We start from the raw sequence: 18,736 nt of genomic DNA on the forward strand, positions 1-18,736 counted from the left end.
TGTGCTAGAAAATATTTCAGAAAATTCAAAAGCATTATTTTTACGGGACTTAATGCAAAGTTATGTTGGTCAACAAGGTTTAGGCTCTATGCCAAAAGCAGATCTTGATGCGCTCATTATTCATTTATACCTTAAATATTCGGGTACTCAAAAAGTAGATGTTTTTGCACTATCGGAAACCTTCAAAATTAAAGAAAGCCGGGTAAAATCTTTGGTGGAAACCGGTTGGATAAAGTTTTCTGGTAAAGATGAAGTAGAGGTTTGGTTGGATATAATTTCTTCATTGTCACGTGTATCTATCGAACTTGAAAGCTTAGAAAAAGGACAAGTACGTTTTAAGTTAGAAAACCCTGCGCATTTTCGTTATTTTCAAAAGCAAGTACGATTACTTGAAAGCACTGCCAGTTACTCCCCTTCTTCTGAACAAGTTGTCACGCAATTTGATGTATTTAATAAGGTGATAAATCGTGTTTATCAATCTGTACTTAACGACTCTCAAGCGCAAGCTAATGATGCTATAAAAGCCATTTACAGAAGAATTCGTAATGATATTATTGGCCCTGAGCGATTTGAAAGTTACCGCACTGGTGAGCAGAAAAAATCGCCTTTAGGCAAGTCATTATCAAAAGCAGCTGAATTAGCGGGTATCGCTTCATTGGTTATTAGTGTCTTTGGCAGTAATCCTGTTAGTGCTGCAGTAGCACTTAAAGATATAAAATAATCAAAGACGTAATGAGTAACCCTGATGACCAAACAGTTTAGAGAAAATAAATATCTTAACGAATCAGGTTCTAAAACAGGCACTTGGTATCTCAACCGTCTCGATTATTTTCAGTTTTACGGTTACCCTAAAATAACACAGCATAAGGTATTGTCATTCGTTGTGGGGATTTTCGCTTTTATTCTATGTTTAAAATTACTCAGCAGCAGCCTTATTATATCTACGATACTTTTATACATAACTTATGTTGCTCTGCTAACCTTTATTTTATTAAAAAGCAGAGTTTGTCGCTATAAAGGCTACTTTATTTACCCAAAACGTTTTATCAAATATTTCAGGGAATTAGAGGTAACGGTTGATTTAAATGACTTTGACTCTATCGCTACCCTAAACAAAAAGTAAAGCATTAAGCTATAGTTAGCATTGTTTCATTTAGTCTAAATAGCTATTAGGAGGGCTTAGTTATGACACCCCGGGAAATGATTAATTATGTAGAATTGCCTGCAAAAAATATTCCTGCGACCAAAATCTTTTTTGAACGAGCCTTCGCTTGGTCGTTTATTGATTATGGTGAAGAGTATACTGCCTTTAGCAATTCAGGCATCGAAGGCGGTTTCTTTAAGTCTGAGCTTGTTTCAAATACAGCGAATGGCGCTTGTTTGTTGGTTTTACTTAGTGATGATTTAGAAGCAACCGAACGACGCGTTAGAAGCGCTGGTGGTACTATAAGCCAAGCTATTTTCTCTTTCCCTGGTGGACGTCGTTTTCACTTTACTGAGCCGAGTGGTAACGAGTTGGCCGTTTGGTCACCGGTGAAAGCCTATATTGCTTAACTTTATTGATTAACTTTTTAGCTTTGTTTTGTATCCCAACGTCAAAGCTAACTACATACGTTAATTATAACGAAAAAAGCCCCCGCATTTATTAAAACTAATTAATGCGAGGGCTTTTTTATTTTAGATCCGTTTGGTATTACTTACCTTTACTTATCGGTAGGTTATTACTGGTCCATTCATTAAAGTCACCAGATAAATGATCTAACTGATTAAAACCACTTTTTACCAGTACTTGTTTGGCAACTTCTGCTCTTCTACCTGAACGGCAATAGATAACTACTTGCGTGTTTTTAGCACCAGACAATTCGGCTAATCGGGCTTCAAGCTGCTTATGTGGAATATTTACCGCATTAGGTATATGGCCTTGTTCGAATTCTTCAACCGTTCTAACATCGAGCACAATAACTTGTTGCTCATTCTTCATAATCGTTTGTAATTGGCTTTGACTTATATCTTCAGCGGCAACTTGCCCGGTAGTAGTTAATGCCATAGCAAGTACAATAGTGGTGGCAATTTTTTTAACAAAACTATATTTCATCTGATGACCTTATCTATTATTTATTATTTGAGTGGCGTAATTTCAGCAACGTTAAATACTATACAGTACTCTACAGCATTCTAAAGAAAAGTAGATTAGCTAAACGAAGTAATACCAAATTGATTAAGTTCTTTCACACTCAGCGAGAGTTAAAGGGTTTAGAGGCAAGGCATTGATTGAAGAGAATGGTTATTCCCTTGTCAAAATCAATAACGCCGCATATGAACCCTTTAAACTCGCCCTATGGGAGCTTACTCAATGACCACTAACATCGTTAAATTCATTTGGTTTAGAATGACCAGACCAAAACAAATTTTCCTTGTTATTGAACATTGAGTACAGCTCTGTGTTGGGAAGAAATTTAATCAAATTGGTATAATTGATTTATTTTTAGTAAAAATCATAATGATAGCGCCAATTAATGCACTTGCCCCGGCCATAATAAACGTATTATCTGCACCTTGCCCGTCTAGCCAAAGTACACCCGTTAGATAAGCACCAATTGCTCCACCGACACCATACACGCCACCTAAATAAATCCCCTGCCCTCGACTTTGTTGTACCTTAGTAAAATGCGAAGAAATAAATTTCATACTCGCACTATGATAGATAGCAAAACTCGCCGCGTGTCCTAATTGTATTATCGAAAGCCACACAACTGAGTCAGCAACTACTGGTATCATGAACCAACGTACGGCAGTAATGCCTAAGCTAAAGACTAATAAGGTGTTTAAGGAAAAGTGTTTAAATAGTGTGCCCATATAAATAAAGGCAATAACTTCAGCAACCACGCCCAAAGAAATAATTAAGCCTACAGTCAATCCAGAATATTGGAGGTCTCGTAAAAACAGAGCAAAAAACCCGTAATAAGGCGCGAAGCTAACTTGTAATAATAAACCTGCGATAAAGAAACAAATAAAACGGCCATCAAGAATTTTATCAAGTATCGGAGCGGGTTCGTTGGCATTTTTATTTACTGACTTCACTGGTTCCCTGGCGGTTAAAAACAAGGTACTGATCAATAGGCAGACTAAAGTAATAACGCCTAATGTGGTAAAGGCTTGGTGTCCTAATGCACTCATAGCCTCGCCGGCCACTACCGCTAAAACAATAAAGCCTAAACTCCCCCATAAGCGAACTCGGGCATAGATTTTACTGCTGTGCTTAATAGTGTTTAACGTATGCACTTCTAATTGCGGTAAAATTGCTGTCCAGAATAAAGTAAAAAGTGCCAAACAAAAGGTGATTGGCCAATACTGGGTAAACCAATAAAGTAAGCTAAAACTAACTAGTGCTAACAATGCACCGAGTCGAATGATAAGTAGCGGTTTTGCTGTTATATCTGCAAGTGTTGCCCATAAGCTTGGTGCAACAATTTTTGTCGCGGTAATAATGGCAAGAATTTCGCCCACTTGACGAGAGCTAAACCCCTGTCCATCAAGGAAAATGGCTAAATAGGGTGAGATTAGGCCCAGTAAGGCAAAGTAGAAGAAGTAATTCGAAGATAAACGAACAAACATCACGTTAAAAAACACCAAGGGAGTAGCCTTATGATGATTGAAAATAGTCATTAATTTACATGGCTATATAGTTAACTCAGGAGTTCGCTGTAAACGTCATCTTCGAAGTATCTGATCGAAGATCCATCACTTTATAATGACTGGATCCCCGATTAATACACCACGGGGATGACGTGCCTGAGCCATGTGCATAGGCACGTTATTTTATGTTCTTTTTTTATTTAAGCTTCAATGTTCGGTGTAATACATTGAACATCAGCATTTTGTCCACGATGACGTAAGAAATGATCCATTAATGTTAACGCTAACATCGCTTCAGCAATAGGTACAGCACGAATTCCAACACAAGGATCATGACGACCTTTAGTGATAATGTCAGTCGCTTCACCGGTTAAATCAACCGTTTTACCACTTACGCCGATACTTGATGTCGGTTTAAGGGCTAAATGCGCAATGATTTGCTGTCCTGAAGAAATACCACCTAAAACACCACCAGAATGGTTAGTTGAAAAACCTTCCGGGGTAAGTTCATCTCTATGCTCTGAGCCTTTTTGATTTACCACTGCAAATCCATCACCAACTTCAACACCTTTAACTGCATTGATACTCATCAAACCATGGGCAATGTCAGCATCTAACCGGTCAAAGATAGGCTCGCCTAAACCAACAGGTACATTAGTTGCTACAACCGTTACTTTAGCGCCAATAGAGTCTTTTTCTTTGATGATGCCACGCAGGTATTCACCAAGCTGGTCAATTTTAGTTTCATCGGGGAAGAAGAATGGGTTGTCTTCTACACTAGCCCAGTCAACAGTATTAACATCAAACGGTGCACCATTTGGACCACTGGCAACAATATCACCTATTTGGGTAACACAGGCTTGGATGGTCATACCAAATTTGTCGGCTAAGTATTTCTTTGCTACCGCACCAGCAGCAACACGCATAGCAGTTTCACGGGCAGAAGAACGACCACCACCTCGATAATCACGTAATCCATATTTTTGCCAATATGTATAATCTGCATGACCTGGACGGAAGCTTTGCGCAATATCTCCATAGTCTTTTGAACGTTGGTCGGTGTTTTCAATCATTAAACCAATTGGCGTGCCGGTAGTTTTACCTTCGAATACGCCCGAAAGAATTTTTACTTCGTCGGCTTCTCGACGTGCTGTGGTATATCGAGATGTGCCTGGACGACGTCTGTCGAGATCAATTTGTAGATCAGCTTCAGATAATTCAAGCCCTGGTGGGCAACCATCGATAATAGCGCCTAATCCTAAACCATGACTTTCACCAAATGAGGTGACTGTAAATAACTTTCCGAAGGTATTACCTGACATTGAACATTACCGCCTATTAATTTATTTTTAAAGCTATGAGTACTAGCAATTTTTTGTACTATCTAGTTTCACTGTTTGTTTTTTGAACTGTCGCTGTAGATAGCTGCTAATTTTACATTTATGTTATTTAAGTGCTGCTAAAAATGCTTCAGTGTGTTGTTCTAACTGCGCTTTATTTAGCATAAATACACCATGACCACCGCGTTCAAAGCTTAACCAGGTAAAATCAACCTCTGGGTAGAGCGCTTCAACATGATACTGTGAATTACCTACTTCGCAGATGAGTATGCCATCATCATTGAGGTGCAGAGCACTCTCAGCCAAGATAACACGAACAATATCTAAACCATCTTCACCACAACCTAATCCCATTTTCGGTTCATGGGTAAACTCCGCCGGTAAGCTATCAATGTCTTCTTGATCAACATAAGGCGGATTAGTGACAATTAAATCATATTTTTGTGCAATAACCCCAGAGAAAACATCAGATTGAATTGGAATAACTTGTTCACTTAAACCATGGTTTTCAATATTAATTTGTGCAACATCCAACGCATCGATAGATAAATCGACAGCATCAACCTCTGCATTTGGAAAGTAACTCGCGCAGGCAATAGCAATACAACCACTGCCGGTACACAAATCTAAAATGTTCTTCGGTGGATTTTTCTCACTGAAATAAGGAGAAAAGTGTTTTTCAATCAATTCACCAATAGGTGAACGAGGCACTAAAACACGATCGTCTACATAAAATGGTAATTGCGCAAAATAAGCAAGGTTAGTGATGTAGGCAACTGGTTGTTGTGTCTCAATACGTTGCTCAAAGAGTGCTAGAATATTTTGCTTTTCAACTTCAACCAAACGACAAGTCATTACGTCTTGACTCATCTCCTCGGGCAAGGATAAAGCAAACATCACTAAGGTAAGTGCTTCATTTAAAGCATTGTCATTTCCATGACCATAAAAAAGCTCAGCTTGGTTAAATAAACTAGCACCATAACGACAATAATCAGCAATGGTGTGTAACTGCTCGGTAATCTCTGCGAAATTGGTATTACTCAATGTATCTTCCTCAAAAGTGTTCTTATATTTTGCTGCATAAACTTGAAGTTTAATTGTACAGCTTAACTGTGAAGCTCTTTTTGTATGTTACCTAAGGGGCTTAACAGCATTAATTGTTATGTATTGGCACTAAAATGTTTTACACTGCGCTGATGAAAAACAGAGCCCTAAAATCCAAACTTTCTTCAATTAAAGCCAAAGTTCGCGCGAATATTGAAGCGACCGCGCAAAGCAAGATTCAACAAAATAAAATGGCTGAGTCATTACGTAAAACTAATGCGTCAATTAACCCCGTATTAAACACAGTATTGCCTGATGAAAAGCAAATTTTTGCTGATGCTATCGGTCAAGTTAAGCCGTTGGTTATCGACACAGTTCGCTTAATTAAAAGAGGGCATAAGTCTAACACTTCCCTAAAAAATGACCAAGAGTATAACAAGGCAAATAAGGCCATTGCTCAATTTCATTTTTCTGATGAATTTGAACCTAATTTAAATAAGCAAGGCCCAATGAAATATGTTCGTGAGGGTGTTGACAGTTTTGAAGTTAAAAACTTACGCCGCGGCCATTATCGACCCGATCTTATTCTTGATTTACATGGTTTAGATCAGCACCAAGCGAAAAAGGAACTCGCTGCCCTACTCTTTGCCTGCCAAAAGGAACACGCCCAATGTATATGTGTTGTTCATGGTATAGGCTCACATATATTAAAGAATAAGGTGCCGCATTGGTTAGTACAGCATCCTGATGTTATGGCATTTCATCAAGCACCGTTAGAATGGGGTGGTGATGGCGCTATTTTGGCGTTAATCGAACTAAAAGATAAATATAATCGAGATTAATAGATAGCTTGAACTGCAATTAACACAGTTCTATCGGTGAGACCAGACGTTGCAAGGTTCCTTGCATTCGCTCAATATCATAATCAATGTGCGCAATGCCTGCTGTAGCAAAAATGGGGGCATTGTCCGATTGCGTTAATTGCGCTACTAAGTAGCTAACTAACGGCATGTGAGAAATGATTAGCAAGCTTGCTTCTTGATTAGTTGACTGTTGCTTAGTTGCCACTATATTAGTTATCTCTTGCTGACCTGAAGTGTTCAGTTCTAACACTGCTTGTTGCTCACTGCACCAACCATCAATAAAGTCATGTACCTGTTTAGCATCACCTGAGGGTGTAATAAAATCTAGCGTGGTAATGGCACTTTTCATCATTTCCGTTGCAATAGCACAGGTTTGTTGAGCTCGAACATAAGGGCTAACAAAAACATGTATTGGATTAATCTGCATTTTTTGCAACCAATTCGCCATCATTTTCGCTTCGGTTTTACCTTGTGCGGTTAACGCTCTTTGACTGTCATCACGACTGCCCTGTGCAACAAAGTTTTGAGCTTCGCCATGCCGCATTATATAAACTTGCATTAATTCTCTCGCCGACTACTTATAGATTATGTTCGCTGATTATTTCAATTTCAGCTTCTTTATAACTTTATTACAACTTTTATTAGCTAAAGTATTGAGTCTAAGTTATTTTTGCGGCTATAGTAATAGAAATGAACTCGTATTAGTAACAACGGTTTAGAATAAATAGGCTTTTTTTATTCCTTTAAGTAATTAGGAATTGTTTTATCTCCCTGTGAAATTCAGAAACTATCCATATTCCCGCAATACGCTTTGTTGTTAGATACCAAGTCTATTAAGTTATTTTCCACTCAGCGAGAATTAAAAGGCTAAGAGGCAAGGCATTGATTGATGATAATGGTTACTCCCTTATCAAAATAAATAACGCTGCATATAAGCCTTTTAAACTCGCCCTTTGGGAGTTTATTAGCAAACTGATAACAGCACAAAATTAATGAAATATAGAATAACTATGTTTAACCAATTTTACTTATTATAAGCTCGCTAATATAGCTCTGAGTTGGAAATAAATTTAATAGAATTGGTATAATGTGTTCTTAGGAGCCTTAATGTTGAAGCAAAGTCCCAATGATTCAAAAGAATATCAGGCAATTACGCTAAGCAATGGTTTACGCGTACTACTTATTCATAACAATGAAACAGCTAAGTCGGCTGCTGCTTTGGCAGTAAATGTCGGTCATTTTAATGATCCAAGAGATAGACAAGGTTTAGCGCACTTTTTAGAGCATATGCTATTTTTAGGGACAAAGAATTTCCCTGATGGCAGTGAATATCAAAAATTTATTAGCCAGCATGGCGGTAATCATAATGCCTGGACTGGCACAGAACATACCTGTTTTTTCTTTGATATTACCGCAACACACTTTTCGTCGGCATTAGAGCGTTTTAGTGAGTTTTTTATTGCCCCTTTACTTGCGGATGATTTTGTCGTTAAAGAGCGTGAAAATATCGATGCTGAATTCACCTTAAAATTAAAAGATGATATCAGACGTTTATATGATGTTCACAAAGATACCATTAACCCTAAACACCCTTTCTCTCAATTTTCAGTGGGTAACTTAGATACCTTAGCTGACCGGTGTGGTAAAAATATAAGCAAAGAAGTACAAGCCTTTTTTCAACAGTTTTATCGCGCAGAGTATATGACGTTAGCGATTGAAGGACCGCAAGACTTAGATGAACTTAAATGTCTCGCTGAGCAACTGTTCACTCCAATCAAGTCAGCTGAATCACCACTACCAGCAGTTACTCAACCTTTATATTTACCCATGCATCAAAAAATTAAAATTGATGTATGCCCGGTTAAAAATGATCATCAGTTGATTATCAGTTTTGCTATGGAAAGTATTGATAAATATTATCTAGATAAGCCCGAGTCTATCCTTGCTTATTTATTAGGCCATGAAGGTGAAGGTAGTGTTTTATCATTACTGAAAAAACATCAATGGGCGTTAGCATTGACCGCAGGCTCAGGTATTAATGGCTCTAATTTTAAAGATTTTAATATCAGCATCGCCTTAACGGAATTAGGTGAAGAACATATTAATGAGGTAGTCGATATAGTATTTGCTTATATTGCTCTGCTCAAAAATAGTGAAATAGCGGAACACTATTACCAAGAAAAGCAAAAGATTAGTAACCTCGCTTTTATTTACCATGAAAAAACTCGACCACTCGACAGTGTTAGTCAATTAGTCATCAACATGCAGTATTACCCTGAAGAAGATTATATTTTTGGTGATTATGTGATGTCTGGTATGTCTAGAGACAATATCAGCAAGTTACTCAGTTATTTACAGGTAGATAATATGCGACTCATGCATGTTAGCCAGCAAAATAGTTTTTCTAAGAATAGCTTTTGGTACCAAGTGCCTTATCATGTAACGCCCATTTCTGAACCACAATTAGTTCACTGGCGCGATATTGAATCCACAGATAAGGATCACATACAAGGTTTGTATTTACCTGATCAAAATCCTTATATTGTTGAAGAGCCAACAATATATAACAGTGAAAAGAGTCAAGAATCAACGCAGGAAAGAGCAGTACTTCCAACAAAAATAGTGAATCAAAATGGACTGGTGGCTTGGTATAAACAAGATCACACATTTAAGGTTCCCAAAGGTTACTTATATATAGGTATTGATTCCCCCTTTGTTGTCGCCAGTGTCGCTAATATCGCCATGACACGCTTATTTGTCGATTTATATACAGATACTGTCATTGAAGAGAACTACGAAGCAGAATTAGCAGGTATCCATTATCATTTGTACGCCCATCAAGGTGGCGTGACGGTACAACTCTCTGGATATAGTGAAAACCAACATTTGTTGTTAAGTAAACTGTTAAAGCGATTACATAGTCATCAGGTAACTGAAGAACACTTTGATTTGTTCAAAAAACAGTTGGTTAAACATTGGAATAATAATGAAAAAAGTAAATCTATTTCGCAATTATTCGCTACCCTTAGCTCGGTAATGCAACCTAATAATCCTCCGAGCAAAGCATTAGCGCAAGCGCTTGGTCAGGTTAGTTTTAGTCAATATCAGCACTTTACTACGCAACTATTTCAACAAGTGACATTAGAAGTGCTTATACATGGTAATTGGTTGATTGGACATGCCCAACAATTATGCGAGACCATTGAAAAAGCTTTCCAAGGTAATGTTGACGAAAAGTATGCCATGTTGTGCCCTGTAACCGATATGACGAGCAAAGGAACACTATTATTGCCTATTAGCTTACCTGAACACGATCATGCTTGTGTTATCTATACGACGTTTGAACACAAAGATGATAACTCAGTAGCGCTTGCGATGATCACTAGCCACATCTTATCACCTTTATTCTTTCAACAAATGCGCACAGAAAAACAATATGGTTATTTAGTCGGGGTCGGTTATGTACCTATTAACAGCTACCCAGGTATCGCTTTTTATATTCAGTCGCCCCATTGTGATGCTTTTACCTTAGCGCAAGCTATGGATGAATTTATTAGCGATAGTGTTAGTGTGCTCGATGATATTAGCGATGATCAATGGCAACATTTAATGCAGGGTTTAGCGAGTCAATTACAAGAAAAAGACCACAACTTACGCATTAAAAGTCAGCGTTTTTGGGCGGCTATTTGTAATAAAGATGAAGAGTTTACCCACAAAGAAAATTTACTGGAGGCGGTTTTAAATTTAACGCTAGCGCAAGTAAAAACCTTTGTTAAAAACAGTTTAGTTAATGCTTGTCAGCCTGATCGATTTATTCTGTATTCGCAAAGTGATTTGCTAGAACAAGCACAAAAACCCAGCGGTGAAATAATTACAGATATGAAAGCTTTTGTTAAAGGCAGTCCGATAAAGTACTAACGATTAAAGATCAAAAAAGGCTGTTGATATTAATTAAACGATTACGTTTAAAAAGTCTCAACAGCCTTTTTTATTCTTTTTTGATTAAACTATACGCCCTTATTACTTGAAACTAAGCGTAATAGCTTTGATCATTTTCTGCCATAGTCACTAAAGCTTCACATGGAGTATAACGTTCACCATGTTGTGCTGCCCATTGACTTAATTGCGCAACAACTGACTTAGCGCCAATTTTATCAATATAGCGTAACGGTCCACCTAAGAAGGGTGGAAAACCAATACCGAAGATAGCACCAATATCGCCATCTCTAGCATTGCGCACTATGCCTTCATCAACACAGCGTGCCGCTTCATTTAGCATCATGTATGTACAACGTTTACTAATTTCTGCTGCTGATAAACTTCCCATAGGCTTAATACTTAATAAGTCATAGATAGTCTCATCTACTTGCTTTTGTCCCGACTTAATACCTTTAAGAGTATTTTGTAAGGTTTTAGCTAAGCTGTTCTTTTGATATTGATAAAAGCCTTTACGTGCTTTTTTACCTAAACGACCATCAGCAAGTAACTTATCAAACGCCGGTGGAGGAGAAAAACGATCACCTAAATCAGCTTGTAAGATTGGACCAATTTTAGCGCCAACATCAATACCTACTTCATCAAGTAATTGCATCGGTCCTACAGGGAAACCAAATTTAACCAGCGCTTTATCAATCTTATCAATTGGCTCACCATCAAGCAGCAAAATAGCCGCTTCATTCATATAAGGCGCTAAGATACGATTGACATAAAAACCCGCTTTGTCTTTAACAACGATAGGTGTTTTACCCTGTTTCTTAGCAAAAGCTACCGTATTTGAAATCGTTTGATCTGATGTTGTCTCATGGGGAATTATTTCCACTAACGGCATTTTATCAACCGGAGAAAAGTAATGTAATCCGATAACATTTTCAGGTCGTTTCGCCTTAGCAGCAATATTCCCTATGGGTAAGCTAGAAGTATTACTGGCAAAAATAGTTTTATCATTACCGTGGGCTTCAACTTCAGCCACCATTTTTTGTTTCAAAGTTAAATCTTCAAAAACGGCTTCAACAACAATATCAAGGGCTTTAAAACCAGTGTATTCAACACTACCTGTGATCATTGCTAACTGTTTTTGCATTTCACTGTTAAGTAAAAATCGACGTTTAACTTTTTTATTCAGTATTTGATAGCTGTATTTTAATGCTTGGCTAATACCATTGTGGCTAATATCCTTAACTCTTACCGGAATATTAGCTTTAGTAGCTGTGACAAAAGCAATGCCGCCGCCCATTAAACCGCCACCTAAAACACCTGCTTTTGCTATTTTTTCTGGCATCACATCAGCAACGCCCTGCTCTTTCTTCATTGCCGTTGTTGCAAAAAATAGCTGACGTAATTGTGCAGACTCATCACTCATCACCAAATCAGCAAAATGCTCGGCTTCTAACTTATAGCCATTCTCAGGGGAAAATTCGATACCTGTGCGAATACAATCAATGATTTTAGCGGGTGCTGGATAATTGCCTTGGGTTTTTGCTAGTACCGTTTTCTGTGCTTGTTGATAAACAATGTTTCGACCAACCGCATTATTTTCTAACAACTTATCCATTAAGCCTTGCTTACGCCCAGTAGATTTTTTACCGCGCTGGTGCAAAGATATAGCCAATTGCTCTGCCACGTTAAGCAAAACACTGCTTGGCACAACATCGTCAACTAGACCTGATTTTAGTGCTTGTTTAGCGCGTAATTGTTTACCGGTAAGCATCATGTCTAACGCTTTTTGTAAGCCAACTAACTTAGGTAAACGTTGCGTACCACCACTACCTGGTAATAAGCCCAGTTGTACTTCAGGTAAACCCAGCGCTGTTTTAGGATTATCGCTACAAACTCGGGCATGACATGCCATAGCTAGCTCTAAACCACCACCTAAACAGGTACCATCAATAGCCGCAACAATCGGAATAGGCAGTTGCTCTAGCAGAGAAAAGATTCGTTGTCCTTGACGAGATAAGGCAACAACTTCTTCACGGCTTTGACACGCATCAAGCATATTGATGTCAGCGCCAGCAACAAAAGAGTTTTTCTTACCGCTACATAACACAATGCCAGTAATCGATTTATCAGCTTTAATTTCAGCTAATACCGCATTAATTTGCTCAGAAAACTCCGCTTTAAGCGTATTAACATTTTCGCCAACAACATCAATCACCAAATGAGCGATACCATTATCATGGCGAACTAAAGTAAAGGCACTGTCGGTTGATTCAACAGAAGTAGCTTCCGTAACCCCATTACTTTCAACATTCACAGCTACCTGCTCAGCAATGTTTATTGCTTCGCTAGTTACTTCAGTGTTTGCCTCTGTGCTTACTTCGGTATTATCGATGGTATTGTCTTCACTATTATTTGAATTTGTTTTTTCAGTCATTAATCTGTCTCCACAATCATTGCTGCGCCTAAACCACCTGCAGCACAAGCCGTAGTTAAACCAACACCACCGCCACGACGATTTAATTCATTAAGGGTTTGGGTAATAAGTCTAGCGCCCGTTGCCGCAAAAGGATGCCCATAAGCTAACGAGCCGCCCATAACATTAAACTTATCCATATCAATATCACCAATAGCTTGATCACGACCAAGATGTTCTTGCGCAAATTTTCTACTTGCAAACATTTTCATATTCGCTAATGCTTGCGCAGCGAATGCTTCATGCATTTCAATTAAATCTAAGTCTGCTAAGTTCATACCCGCACGTTGCAAGGCAATTGGCGTAGCATAACTTGGGCCCATCAGCATATCTTGCCAAACATCAATGGCGGCAAAACCAAAACTACGAATGTAACCTAATGGTTTATAACCTAACTCTTTCGCTCGGCCTTCACGCATTAATAAAATAGCCGCGCCACCATCGGTTAATGGCGTACTTGTTGCTGCGGTCACTGTGCCATGTTTGCGATCAAATACGGGTTTTAATTTAGCATAACTTTCTAAAACTGAGTTTTCTCGAATACAGTTATCTTTATCAATAAAGTTTTTATAAGGTTCTGCATGTACCGCCATTACTTCAGCGGCTAATTTACCTTCTTGCCAGTTCTGTGTCGCTAACGTGTGTGATCTATGCGCTAAAGCATCTTGATCTTGACGAGATATATTATACGTTTTCGCCATTTGCTCTGCGGTTTGTCCCATAGAGATACCAGTAGAGTATTCTGCTACTGCTGGCGAAACGGGTAATAAATCTTTTAAACCAAGACGGCTAAGTAATGAAAGCTTTTGACCAAAGGTTCTTGCTTTGGTTAAATCAACTAACGTGCGAGCAAGATTTTTAGAAACGCCTATAGGTGCTACTGATGAAGAATCAGCGCCACCAGCAATACCTACATCAACGTGGCCAGCCATAATAGACTCAGCAACATTAACCGTTGATTGAAAACTCGTCGCACAGGCGCGAGAAACACTGTAAGCATCAGTATTAACATTCATGCCGGTACCCAAAACGATTTCACGCGCAATGTTTGGCGCTTCCGGCATTTGCACTACTTGACCAAAAACTAGCTGATCGATTATGCCTGGGTCAATGTCGTGTTTTTGCAATAATTCGTTAACAACGATTTTGCCCAAATCAACTGCTGGTACACCATGAAAAGCCGTTGCTTGTTTAGCAAACGGAGTACGCAAGCCTGCAACGATTGCTATGCGCTCACCCGTAGAAGTTGTTAGTCTTTTTATTGTCATTTATTACTCCACTCACTCAGTATCTATAATTCAAATATATTCAAAACCAAGAGGTCTGACCTCTTGAAACTATCTTGATTCTAACTAACTTTCGGAAAAATTCAATCATTACCTGATATCAAAAAAGACTAATCACCACTTTTTACGCTTTATGGATCTGAATATCAGATAAATTTTGTTACGTATCACTTGTTTTCTTTTATAAAAACCTTATATAAAATATCATATTAACTTTTACCTTAGTATAACGGTTAGATAAAATAGTGCTGCTAGAGAGTGGCAAGATTAAGTTATCGCTAAGTTTCATCTTTCAACGACCAATATTATAAGAATTTATTCGCATGGCAATTGAACATTTTTCTACCTTAAAACAACATTTATCTTCACAAATTATTGGTCAAGAAGCGTTAGTTGAAAATTTGCTTATTGCCCTATTAGCTAATGGTCACTTAATTGTTGAAGGACCTCCAGGTTTAGCAAAAACACGTGCTGTTAATGCCTTAGCGCAAGGATTAGAAGCTGATTTTCATAGAATACAGTTTACCCCTGATTTATTACCTGCAGATTTAACCGGTACCGATATTTATCGTCCTGAAGATGGCACCTTCGTATTTCAACCGGGTCCTTTGTTTCAAAATTTAGTGCTTGCCGATGAAATTAACCGTGCCCCTGCTAAAGTTCAGTCAGCTTTATTAGAAGCAATGGCAGAAGGACAAATAACTGTTGGTCGTAAAACCTATGACTTACCAGAATTATTTTTAGTGATGGCCACGCAAAACCCGATTGAACAAGAAGGCACTTATCCGCTGCCTGAAGCACAATTAGACCGTTTCTTAATGCACATTGAAATAGGTTACCCTGACGCTGAAAGTGAGTTAGCAATACTTAAATTAAACCGTGGTGAAGCGTTAAAATCAAATGCGAGTCATGGTGATAAGACAACAGATGAAAAAGAAAATAGTTTACGTACCTTAAGTCAAAGCGAAATCTTTGCTGCACGTGAACAAGTATTGAACATACATATGGCGCCTTCTTTAGAAAACTATATCGTTGATTTGATTATGGCAACTCGTCAACCTGAAAAGTATGACGATAAGTTAGCGAGCTGGCTTGCCTATGGTGCTAGCCCTCGTGCAACTATCGCTTTAGATCGCTGTGCCCGAGCCCGTGCTTGGTTGCATAATCGTGATTTTGTCAGCCCTGAAGATATTCAAGCAGTTTTCCACAATGCCCTTAGACATAGAATTTTACTCAGCTATCAAGCTGAAGCAGAAGGTATTACGTCGAATCAAGTACTTGACCATATTTTAACCCAAGTTGCTGTTGCTTAATTGATAGCTAATTGAAAGTGTTTAGCCGTTATAACCTAGTTGTTGTAACGCTAATGACTTTCCATCGCTGCACTTTAAAAAATAAAATGAGCAAGTAGAGTTACTTTATGTGGTTTAATCGTCAAAAAACATCTTCTTCAAATAGTGTGAATAATGAGGCTGCTCAATCTTTACTTGCGGGCTTATATAGTAATGGCATAGATTTATCGATGCAGGAACTATTACAGTACCAAAGTAAGAGTCGTTTGATTGACTTGGCTGGTAAAAAGAATATTCGTGGTAAACAATCGGGTAATTACTTATCCCGTAGTAAAGGCCGTGGCATGGAGTTTGATGAAGTTCGTCATTACCAAACGGGTGATGATGTGCGTGCCATTGACTGGCGCGTCACTGCGCGAACAGGAAAAACCCATACAAAACTGTTTAGAGAAGAAATAGAAAGACCGGTATTGATTGCCACTGACTTGAGCCAAAATATGCATTTTGGCAGCAAACTCCTTTTTAAATCAGTACAAGCTGCCCATGTAGCGGCGCTGGTTGCTTGGCATGCAAAAAGTCGTGGTGATCGTATAGGTGGCCTAGTCTTTTGTGATGAACAGCATATAGAATTAAAACCGCGTAGCCGTAAAGCCGGGGTATTGCATTATTTACATGCGTTAACTACGTTAAATAATCACAAAAAACAAAAAGCGGTGGAGGTAAGTAACTCTGCCCTGCATGATGAAAAAGAGCCAATAGATGACGTTACCTCAGCTCAAAAAAGTCATTCTTTCGGTCAGTCCCATTTCGAACAGCATTGTGCTCGATTACGACATCTTGCTAAACCCGGCTCTCTTGTTTATTTGATAACCGATGGACATGCACTTCGCGATGAAAAAAACTGTGCACATGCTTTAAGACATTTGAGCCAAATTAGTAAACATTGTGAATTAGTCATTTGTCTCATTAGTGATCCCCTAGAGCAAGAGTTGCCTGACAGTACGCTAAAATTAGCGGTAACCATTACTGATGGTCACAGCCGTCAACAGCTAACATTAGGCGATACAAATACTGCCGTTCAGTACCAACAGCAAGCCTTTGAACAAAGTGAACAAATGCAGTCACTGTTGCAGTCAGCAGGTGCTCGCGTAATTCACTTTAGTGCTGGCGACACCCTTGAGCAGCAATTAAAATATAGTGGGGCCTCTTTATAATGGCTATGACAAACTCTCCTACCTCGCCTGGTCAACCTCCGTCAGGCCAAACAGTACAATTACATGATATTCATCTACCCGAGCAAGTAAGCAATTACCCTATCGCACCTGGTTGGTGGTTATTGTTAGCACTCATTGTTATTAGCGCTGTATGGTCTTATAAGAAATTCAAAAAAAGTAAACGCTTGAATGCCAGTAAACAACAGGCGTTAAGCATGCTAGATAATAATCCATCAATAAACGCAAAAGAATGCCTTACTTTATTGAAATGGGCGGCATTGCAGTACGTTAATCGTCAACAATTAGCCAAGTTATACGGCGATAATTTTCAAGACTTTTTAATGAAAAAATTACCTGAAAAACATCAAGCAAGCTTTATTAAGTTAAGCAATGCCGCTTTTAAAGCGCAATATCAAGCTTCGACAACCACAGTAGAATCAGAAGTCACAAGCGAAATTGATAGTGATTGCTTGCAAGCCACTAAACTTTGGCTAACCCATGCACTTCCTATTATAAAACCACTCATTGTTGATGAGCCTTTACCCGTTAATCAATCACTAGACGCTAATAAATTGGTTTCCCCGCAGCAAGAAAAGGAGTTAAGCGCATGATAAGCTTTGCTTGGCCCTGGTTGATTGCCCTATTACCACTACCACTAATTATCTATTTTTTACCCGCTAAAAAAAGTACGAACCAACAAAGCGCACTGATCATGCCTGTACTTATTAATATATCCGCTAATTCGGTGAGCGATCAGCAAAAACGTAAAGCACCGCTAATTGTTTTATCACTTTGTTGGATTTTTCTAGTGATGGCGATTAGTAGACCGCAATGGCTTGGTGAAGCAATTGATATACCGAGTGAAGGTCGAGAAATGATGATTGCTGTCGATCTTTCCGGCAGTATGGAAATTGAGGATATGAGCCTTAATGGTCGTAATGTAAACCGTTTACAAATGCTTAAAGTTGTTCTCGGTGATTTCATCGAGCGCCGTGTGAGCGATCGTCTTGGTTTAATATTATTTGCCGATGATGCTTATATGCAAACACCGATGACCTTTGATAGAAAAACAGTAAAACAAATGTTAGATGAAAGTGAACTCAACCTCGTCGGTAGAAAAACAGCTATTGGTGATGCTATTGCGCTGGCAGTAAAACGTTTTGATGCAAAAAAAGAATCGAACAAAGTCTTGTTATTATTGACTGATGGTCAGAACACCGCCGGCAAGATTACTCCTGAGCAAGCATTAGAATTAGCGGTTGCAAAAGGGATTACGATTTACACAGTCGGTATTGGCGCCGATGTCATGTTGCAACGGTCACTGTGGGGAACACAACGTATTAATCCTTCAGGTGACTTAGACGAGCAAAGTTTAGCCAATATTGCCGAGAAAACAGGTGGTCAATATTTTCGTGCCCGCGATAGCCAAGGCATGAGTGAAATATATAGTTTATTAGATAAACTTGAGCCAATTGAGCAAGAGCAGCAACAAATGCGCCCGCTTAGCGCTTTATATTATTGGCCGCTGGCTTTCGCTGCCCTACTTTGTTTTGGTTATTTGCTCAGCTTACATTTCAGTTTTTTACTGCCCGCTAAAAGCACAAAAAAAAGCATGAATAAAAATGATGTTCACGCTATGGGGGGCAAATAAT

At 38.7% G+C, this 18,736-nt stretch carries 16 protein-coding genes; 9 read left to right on the forward strand and 7 right to left on the reverse strand.

Annotated elements, in window-relative coordinates; all coding sequences use genetic code 11:
• Position 1 precedes the first annotated feature (1 nt).
• From CXF85_RS15405 to CXF85_RS15415, 3 genes are all read left to right on the forward strand, one after another.
• On the forward strand, positions 2–721 hold the full coding sequence (locus tag CXF85_RS15405; protein ID WP_101229547.1) for a hypothetical protein: 720 nt from the start codon (positions 2–4) through the stop codon (positions 719–721).
• 24 nt (positions 722–745) lie between these two features.
• Positions 746–1,123 (forward strand): hypothetical protein, encoded by a 378-nt coding sequence (locus CXF85_RS15410; RefSeq protein WP_101229548.1) that lies wholly within the window; start codon positions 746–748, stop codon positions 1,121–1,123.
• 62 nt (positions 1,124–1,185) lie between these two features.
• Positions 1,186–1,554, forward strand: a complete 369-nt coding sequence (locus CXF85_RS15415) for a VOC family protein (protein ID WP_101229549.1) — start codon at positions 1,186–1,188, stop codon at positions 1,552–1,554.
• Between the two features lie 139 nt (positions 1,555–1,693).
• Here CXF85_RS15415 and CXF85_RS15420 read toward each other — a convergent pair whose 3' ends face one another.
• The 4 genes from CXF85_RS15420 to prmB all read right to left on the reverse strand — a co-directional run bounded on the left by CXF85_RS15420 (position 1,694) and on the right by prmB (position 6,020).
• Positions 1,694–2,095 (reverse strand): rhodanese-like domain-containing protein, encoded by a 402-nt coding sequence (locus tag CXF85_RS15420; protein WP_101229550.1) that lies wholly within the window; start codon positions 2,093–2,095, stop codon positions 1,694–1,696.
• A 365-nt stretch (positions 2,096–2,460) separates the two neighbouring features.
• The gene (locus CXF85_RS15425; protein WP_232771224.1) at positions 2,461–3,666 is read right to left on the reverse strand and encodes an MFS transporter; all 1,206 of its coding nucleotides are present in this window, start codon (positions 3,664–3,666) and stop codon (positions 2,461–2,463) included.
• A 170-nt stretch (positions 3,667–3,836) separates the two neighbouring features.
• Positions 3,837–4,958 (reverse strand): chorismate synthase, encoded by a 1,122-nt coding sequence (gene aroC, locus CXF85_RS15430; protein ID WP_101229552.1) that lies wholly within the window; start codon positions 4,956–4,958, stop codon positions 3,837–3,839.
• Between the two features lie 123 nt (positions 4,959–5,081).
• On the reverse strand, positions 5,082–6,020 hold the full coding sequence (gene prmB / locus CXF85_RS15435; protein WP_101229553.1) for a 50S ribosomal protein L3 N(5)-glutamine methyltransferase: 939 nt from the start codon (positions 6,018–6,020) through the stop codon (positions 5,082–5,084).
• A gap of 134 nt (positions 6,021–6,154) precedes the next feature.
• Between prmB and smrB the strand changes: the two genes are divergently transcribed.
• Complete coding sequence (gene smrB / locus CXF85_RS15440; RefSeq protein WP_101229554.1) at positions 6,155–6,862, forward strand: endonuclease SmrB; 708 nt, start codon at positions 6,155–6,157, stop codon at positions 6,860–6,862.
• Between the two features lie 19 nt (positions 6,863–6,881).
• On the opposite strand, the gene sixA is transcribed toward smrB, so the two are convergent.
• Complete coding sequence (gene sixA, locus CXF85_RS15445) at positions 6,882–7,442, reverse strand: phosphohistidine phosphatase SixA (protein WP_101229555.1); 561 nt, start codon at positions 7,440–7,442, stop codon at positions 6,882–6,884.
• A 548-nt stretch (positions 7,443–7,990) separates the two neighbouring features.
• Here sixA and CXF85_RS15450 point away from each other — a divergent pair.
• Positions 7,991–10,801: an insulinase family protein gene (locus CXF85_RS15450; protein WP_101229556.1), complete on the forward strand. Its 2,811-nt coding sequence runs from the start codon at positions 7,991–7,993 to the stop codon at positions 10,799–10,801.
• 112 nt (positions 10,802–10,913) lie between these two features.
• Here CXF85_RS15450 and fadJ read toward each other — a convergent pair whose 3' ends face one another.
• Both fadJ and fadI read right to left on the reverse strand, forming a co-directional pair.
• Positions 10,914–13,253 (reverse strand): fatty acid oxidation complex subunit alpha FadJ, encoded by a 2,340-nt coding sequence (gene fadJ / locus CXF85_RS15455; protein ID WP_232771225.1) that lies wholly within the window; start codon positions 13,251–13,253, stop codon positions 10,914–10,916.
• On the reverse strand, positions 13,253–14,560 hold the full coding sequence (gene fadI, locus CXF85_RS15460) for an acetyl-CoA C-acyltransferase FadI (RefSeq protein WP_101229557.1): 1,308 nt from the start codon (positions 14,558–14,560) through the stop codon (positions 13,253–13,255). Before fadI ends, fadJ begins: the two co-directional genes overlap by 1 nt.
• A gap of 341 nt (positions 14,561–14,901) precedes the next feature.
• Here fadI and CXF85_RS15465 point away from each other — a divergent pair, with 341 nt between their 5' ends.
• The 4 genes from CXF85_RS15465 to CXF85_RS15480 all read left to right on the forward strand — a co-directional run bounded on the left by CXF85_RS15465 (position 14,902) and on the right by CXF85_RS15480 (position 18,735).
• A complete protein-coding gene (locus tag CXF85_RS15465) occupies positions 14,902–15,891 on the forward strand; it encodes an AAA family ATPase (protein ID WP_101229558.1) in 990 nt (329 codons plus the stop codon).
• A 107-nt stretch (positions 15,892–15,998) separates the two neighbouring features.
• Positions 15,999–17,084 (forward strand): DUF58 domain-containing protein, encoded by a 1,086-nt coding sequence (locus tag CXF85_RS15470; RefSeq protein WP_101229559.1) that lies wholly within the window; start codon positions 15,999–16,001, stop codon positions 17,082–17,084.
• A complete protein-coding gene (locus CXF85_RS15475; protein WP_101229560.1) occupies positions 17,084–17,695 on the forward strand; it encodes a DUF4381 domain-containing protein in 612 nt (203 codons plus the stop codon). Before CXF85_RS15470 ends, CXF85_RS15475 begins: the two co-directional genes overlap by 1 nt.
• Positions 17,692–18,735: a vWA domain-containing protein gene (locus CXF85_RS15480; RefSeq protein WP_101229561.1), complete on the forward strand. Its 1,044-nt coding sequence runs from the start codon at positions 17,692–17,694 to the stop codon at positions 18,733–18,735. The genes CXF85_RS15475 and CXF85_RS15480 overlap by 4 nt, the downstream gene beginning before the upstream one ends.
• The last annotated feature ends 1 nt before the right edge of the window (position 18,736 follow it).

The organism is Colwellia sp. 75C3 (assembly GCF_002836255.1).
GTDB lineage: Bacteria > Pseudomonadota > Gammaproteobacteria > Enterobacterales > Alteromonadaceae > Colwellia.

Coding starts and splice junctions, on each gene's coding strand:
- CXF85_RS15415 (WP_101229549.1), top strand. CDS start 1,186: ATGACACCCCGGGAAATGATTAATTATGTAGAATTGCCTGCAAAAAAT.
- CXF85_RS15450 (WP_101229556.1), top strand. CDS start 7,991: ATGTTGAAGCAAAGTCCCAATGATTCAAAAGAATATCAGGCAATTACG.
- fadI (WP_101229557.1), bottom strand. CDS start 14,560: ATGACAATAAAAAGACTAACAACTTCTACGGGTGAGCGCATAGCAATC.
- sixA (WP_101229555.1), bottom strand. CDS start 7,442: ATGCAAGTTTATATAATGCGGCATGGCGAAGCTCAAAACTTTGTTGCA.
- CXF85_RS15480 (WP_101229561.1), top strand. CDS start 17,692: ATGATAAGCTTTGCTTGGCCCTGGTTGATTGCCCTATTACCACTACCA.
- fadJ (WP_232771225.1), bottom strand. CDS start 13,253: ATGACTGAAAAAACAAATTCAAATAATAGTGAAGACAATACCATCGAT.
- CXF85_RS15465 (WP_101229558.1), top strand. CDS start 14,902: ATGGCAATTGAACATTTTTCTACCTTAAAACAACATTTATCTTCACAA.
- CXF85_RS15470 (WP_101229559.1), top strand. CDS start 15,999: ATGTGGTTTAATCGTCAAAAAACATCTTCTTCAAATAGTGTGAATAAT.
- smrB (WP_101229554.1), top strand. CDS start 6,155: ATGTTTTACACTGCGCTGATGAAAAACAGAGCCCTAAAATCCAAACTT.
- CXF85_RS15425 (WP_232771224.1), bottom strand. CDS start 3,666: ATGACTATTTTCAATCATCATAAGGCTACTCCCTTGGTGTTTTTTAAC.
- aroC (WP_101229552.1), bottom strand. CDS start 4,958: ATGTCAGGTAATACCTTCGGAAAGTTATTTACAGTCACCTCATTTGGT.
- CXF85_RS15410 (WP_101229548.1), top strand. CDS start 746: ATGACCAAACAGTTTAGAGAAAATAAATATCTTAACGAATCAGGTTCT.
- CXF85_RS15420 (WP_101229550.1), bottom strand. CDS start 2,095: ATGAAATATAGTTTTGTTAAAAAAATTGCCACCACTATTGTACTTGCT.
- CXF85_RS15475 (WP_101229560.1), top strand. CDS start 17,084: ATGGCTATGACAAACTCTCCTACCTCGCCTGGTCAACCTCCGTCAGGC.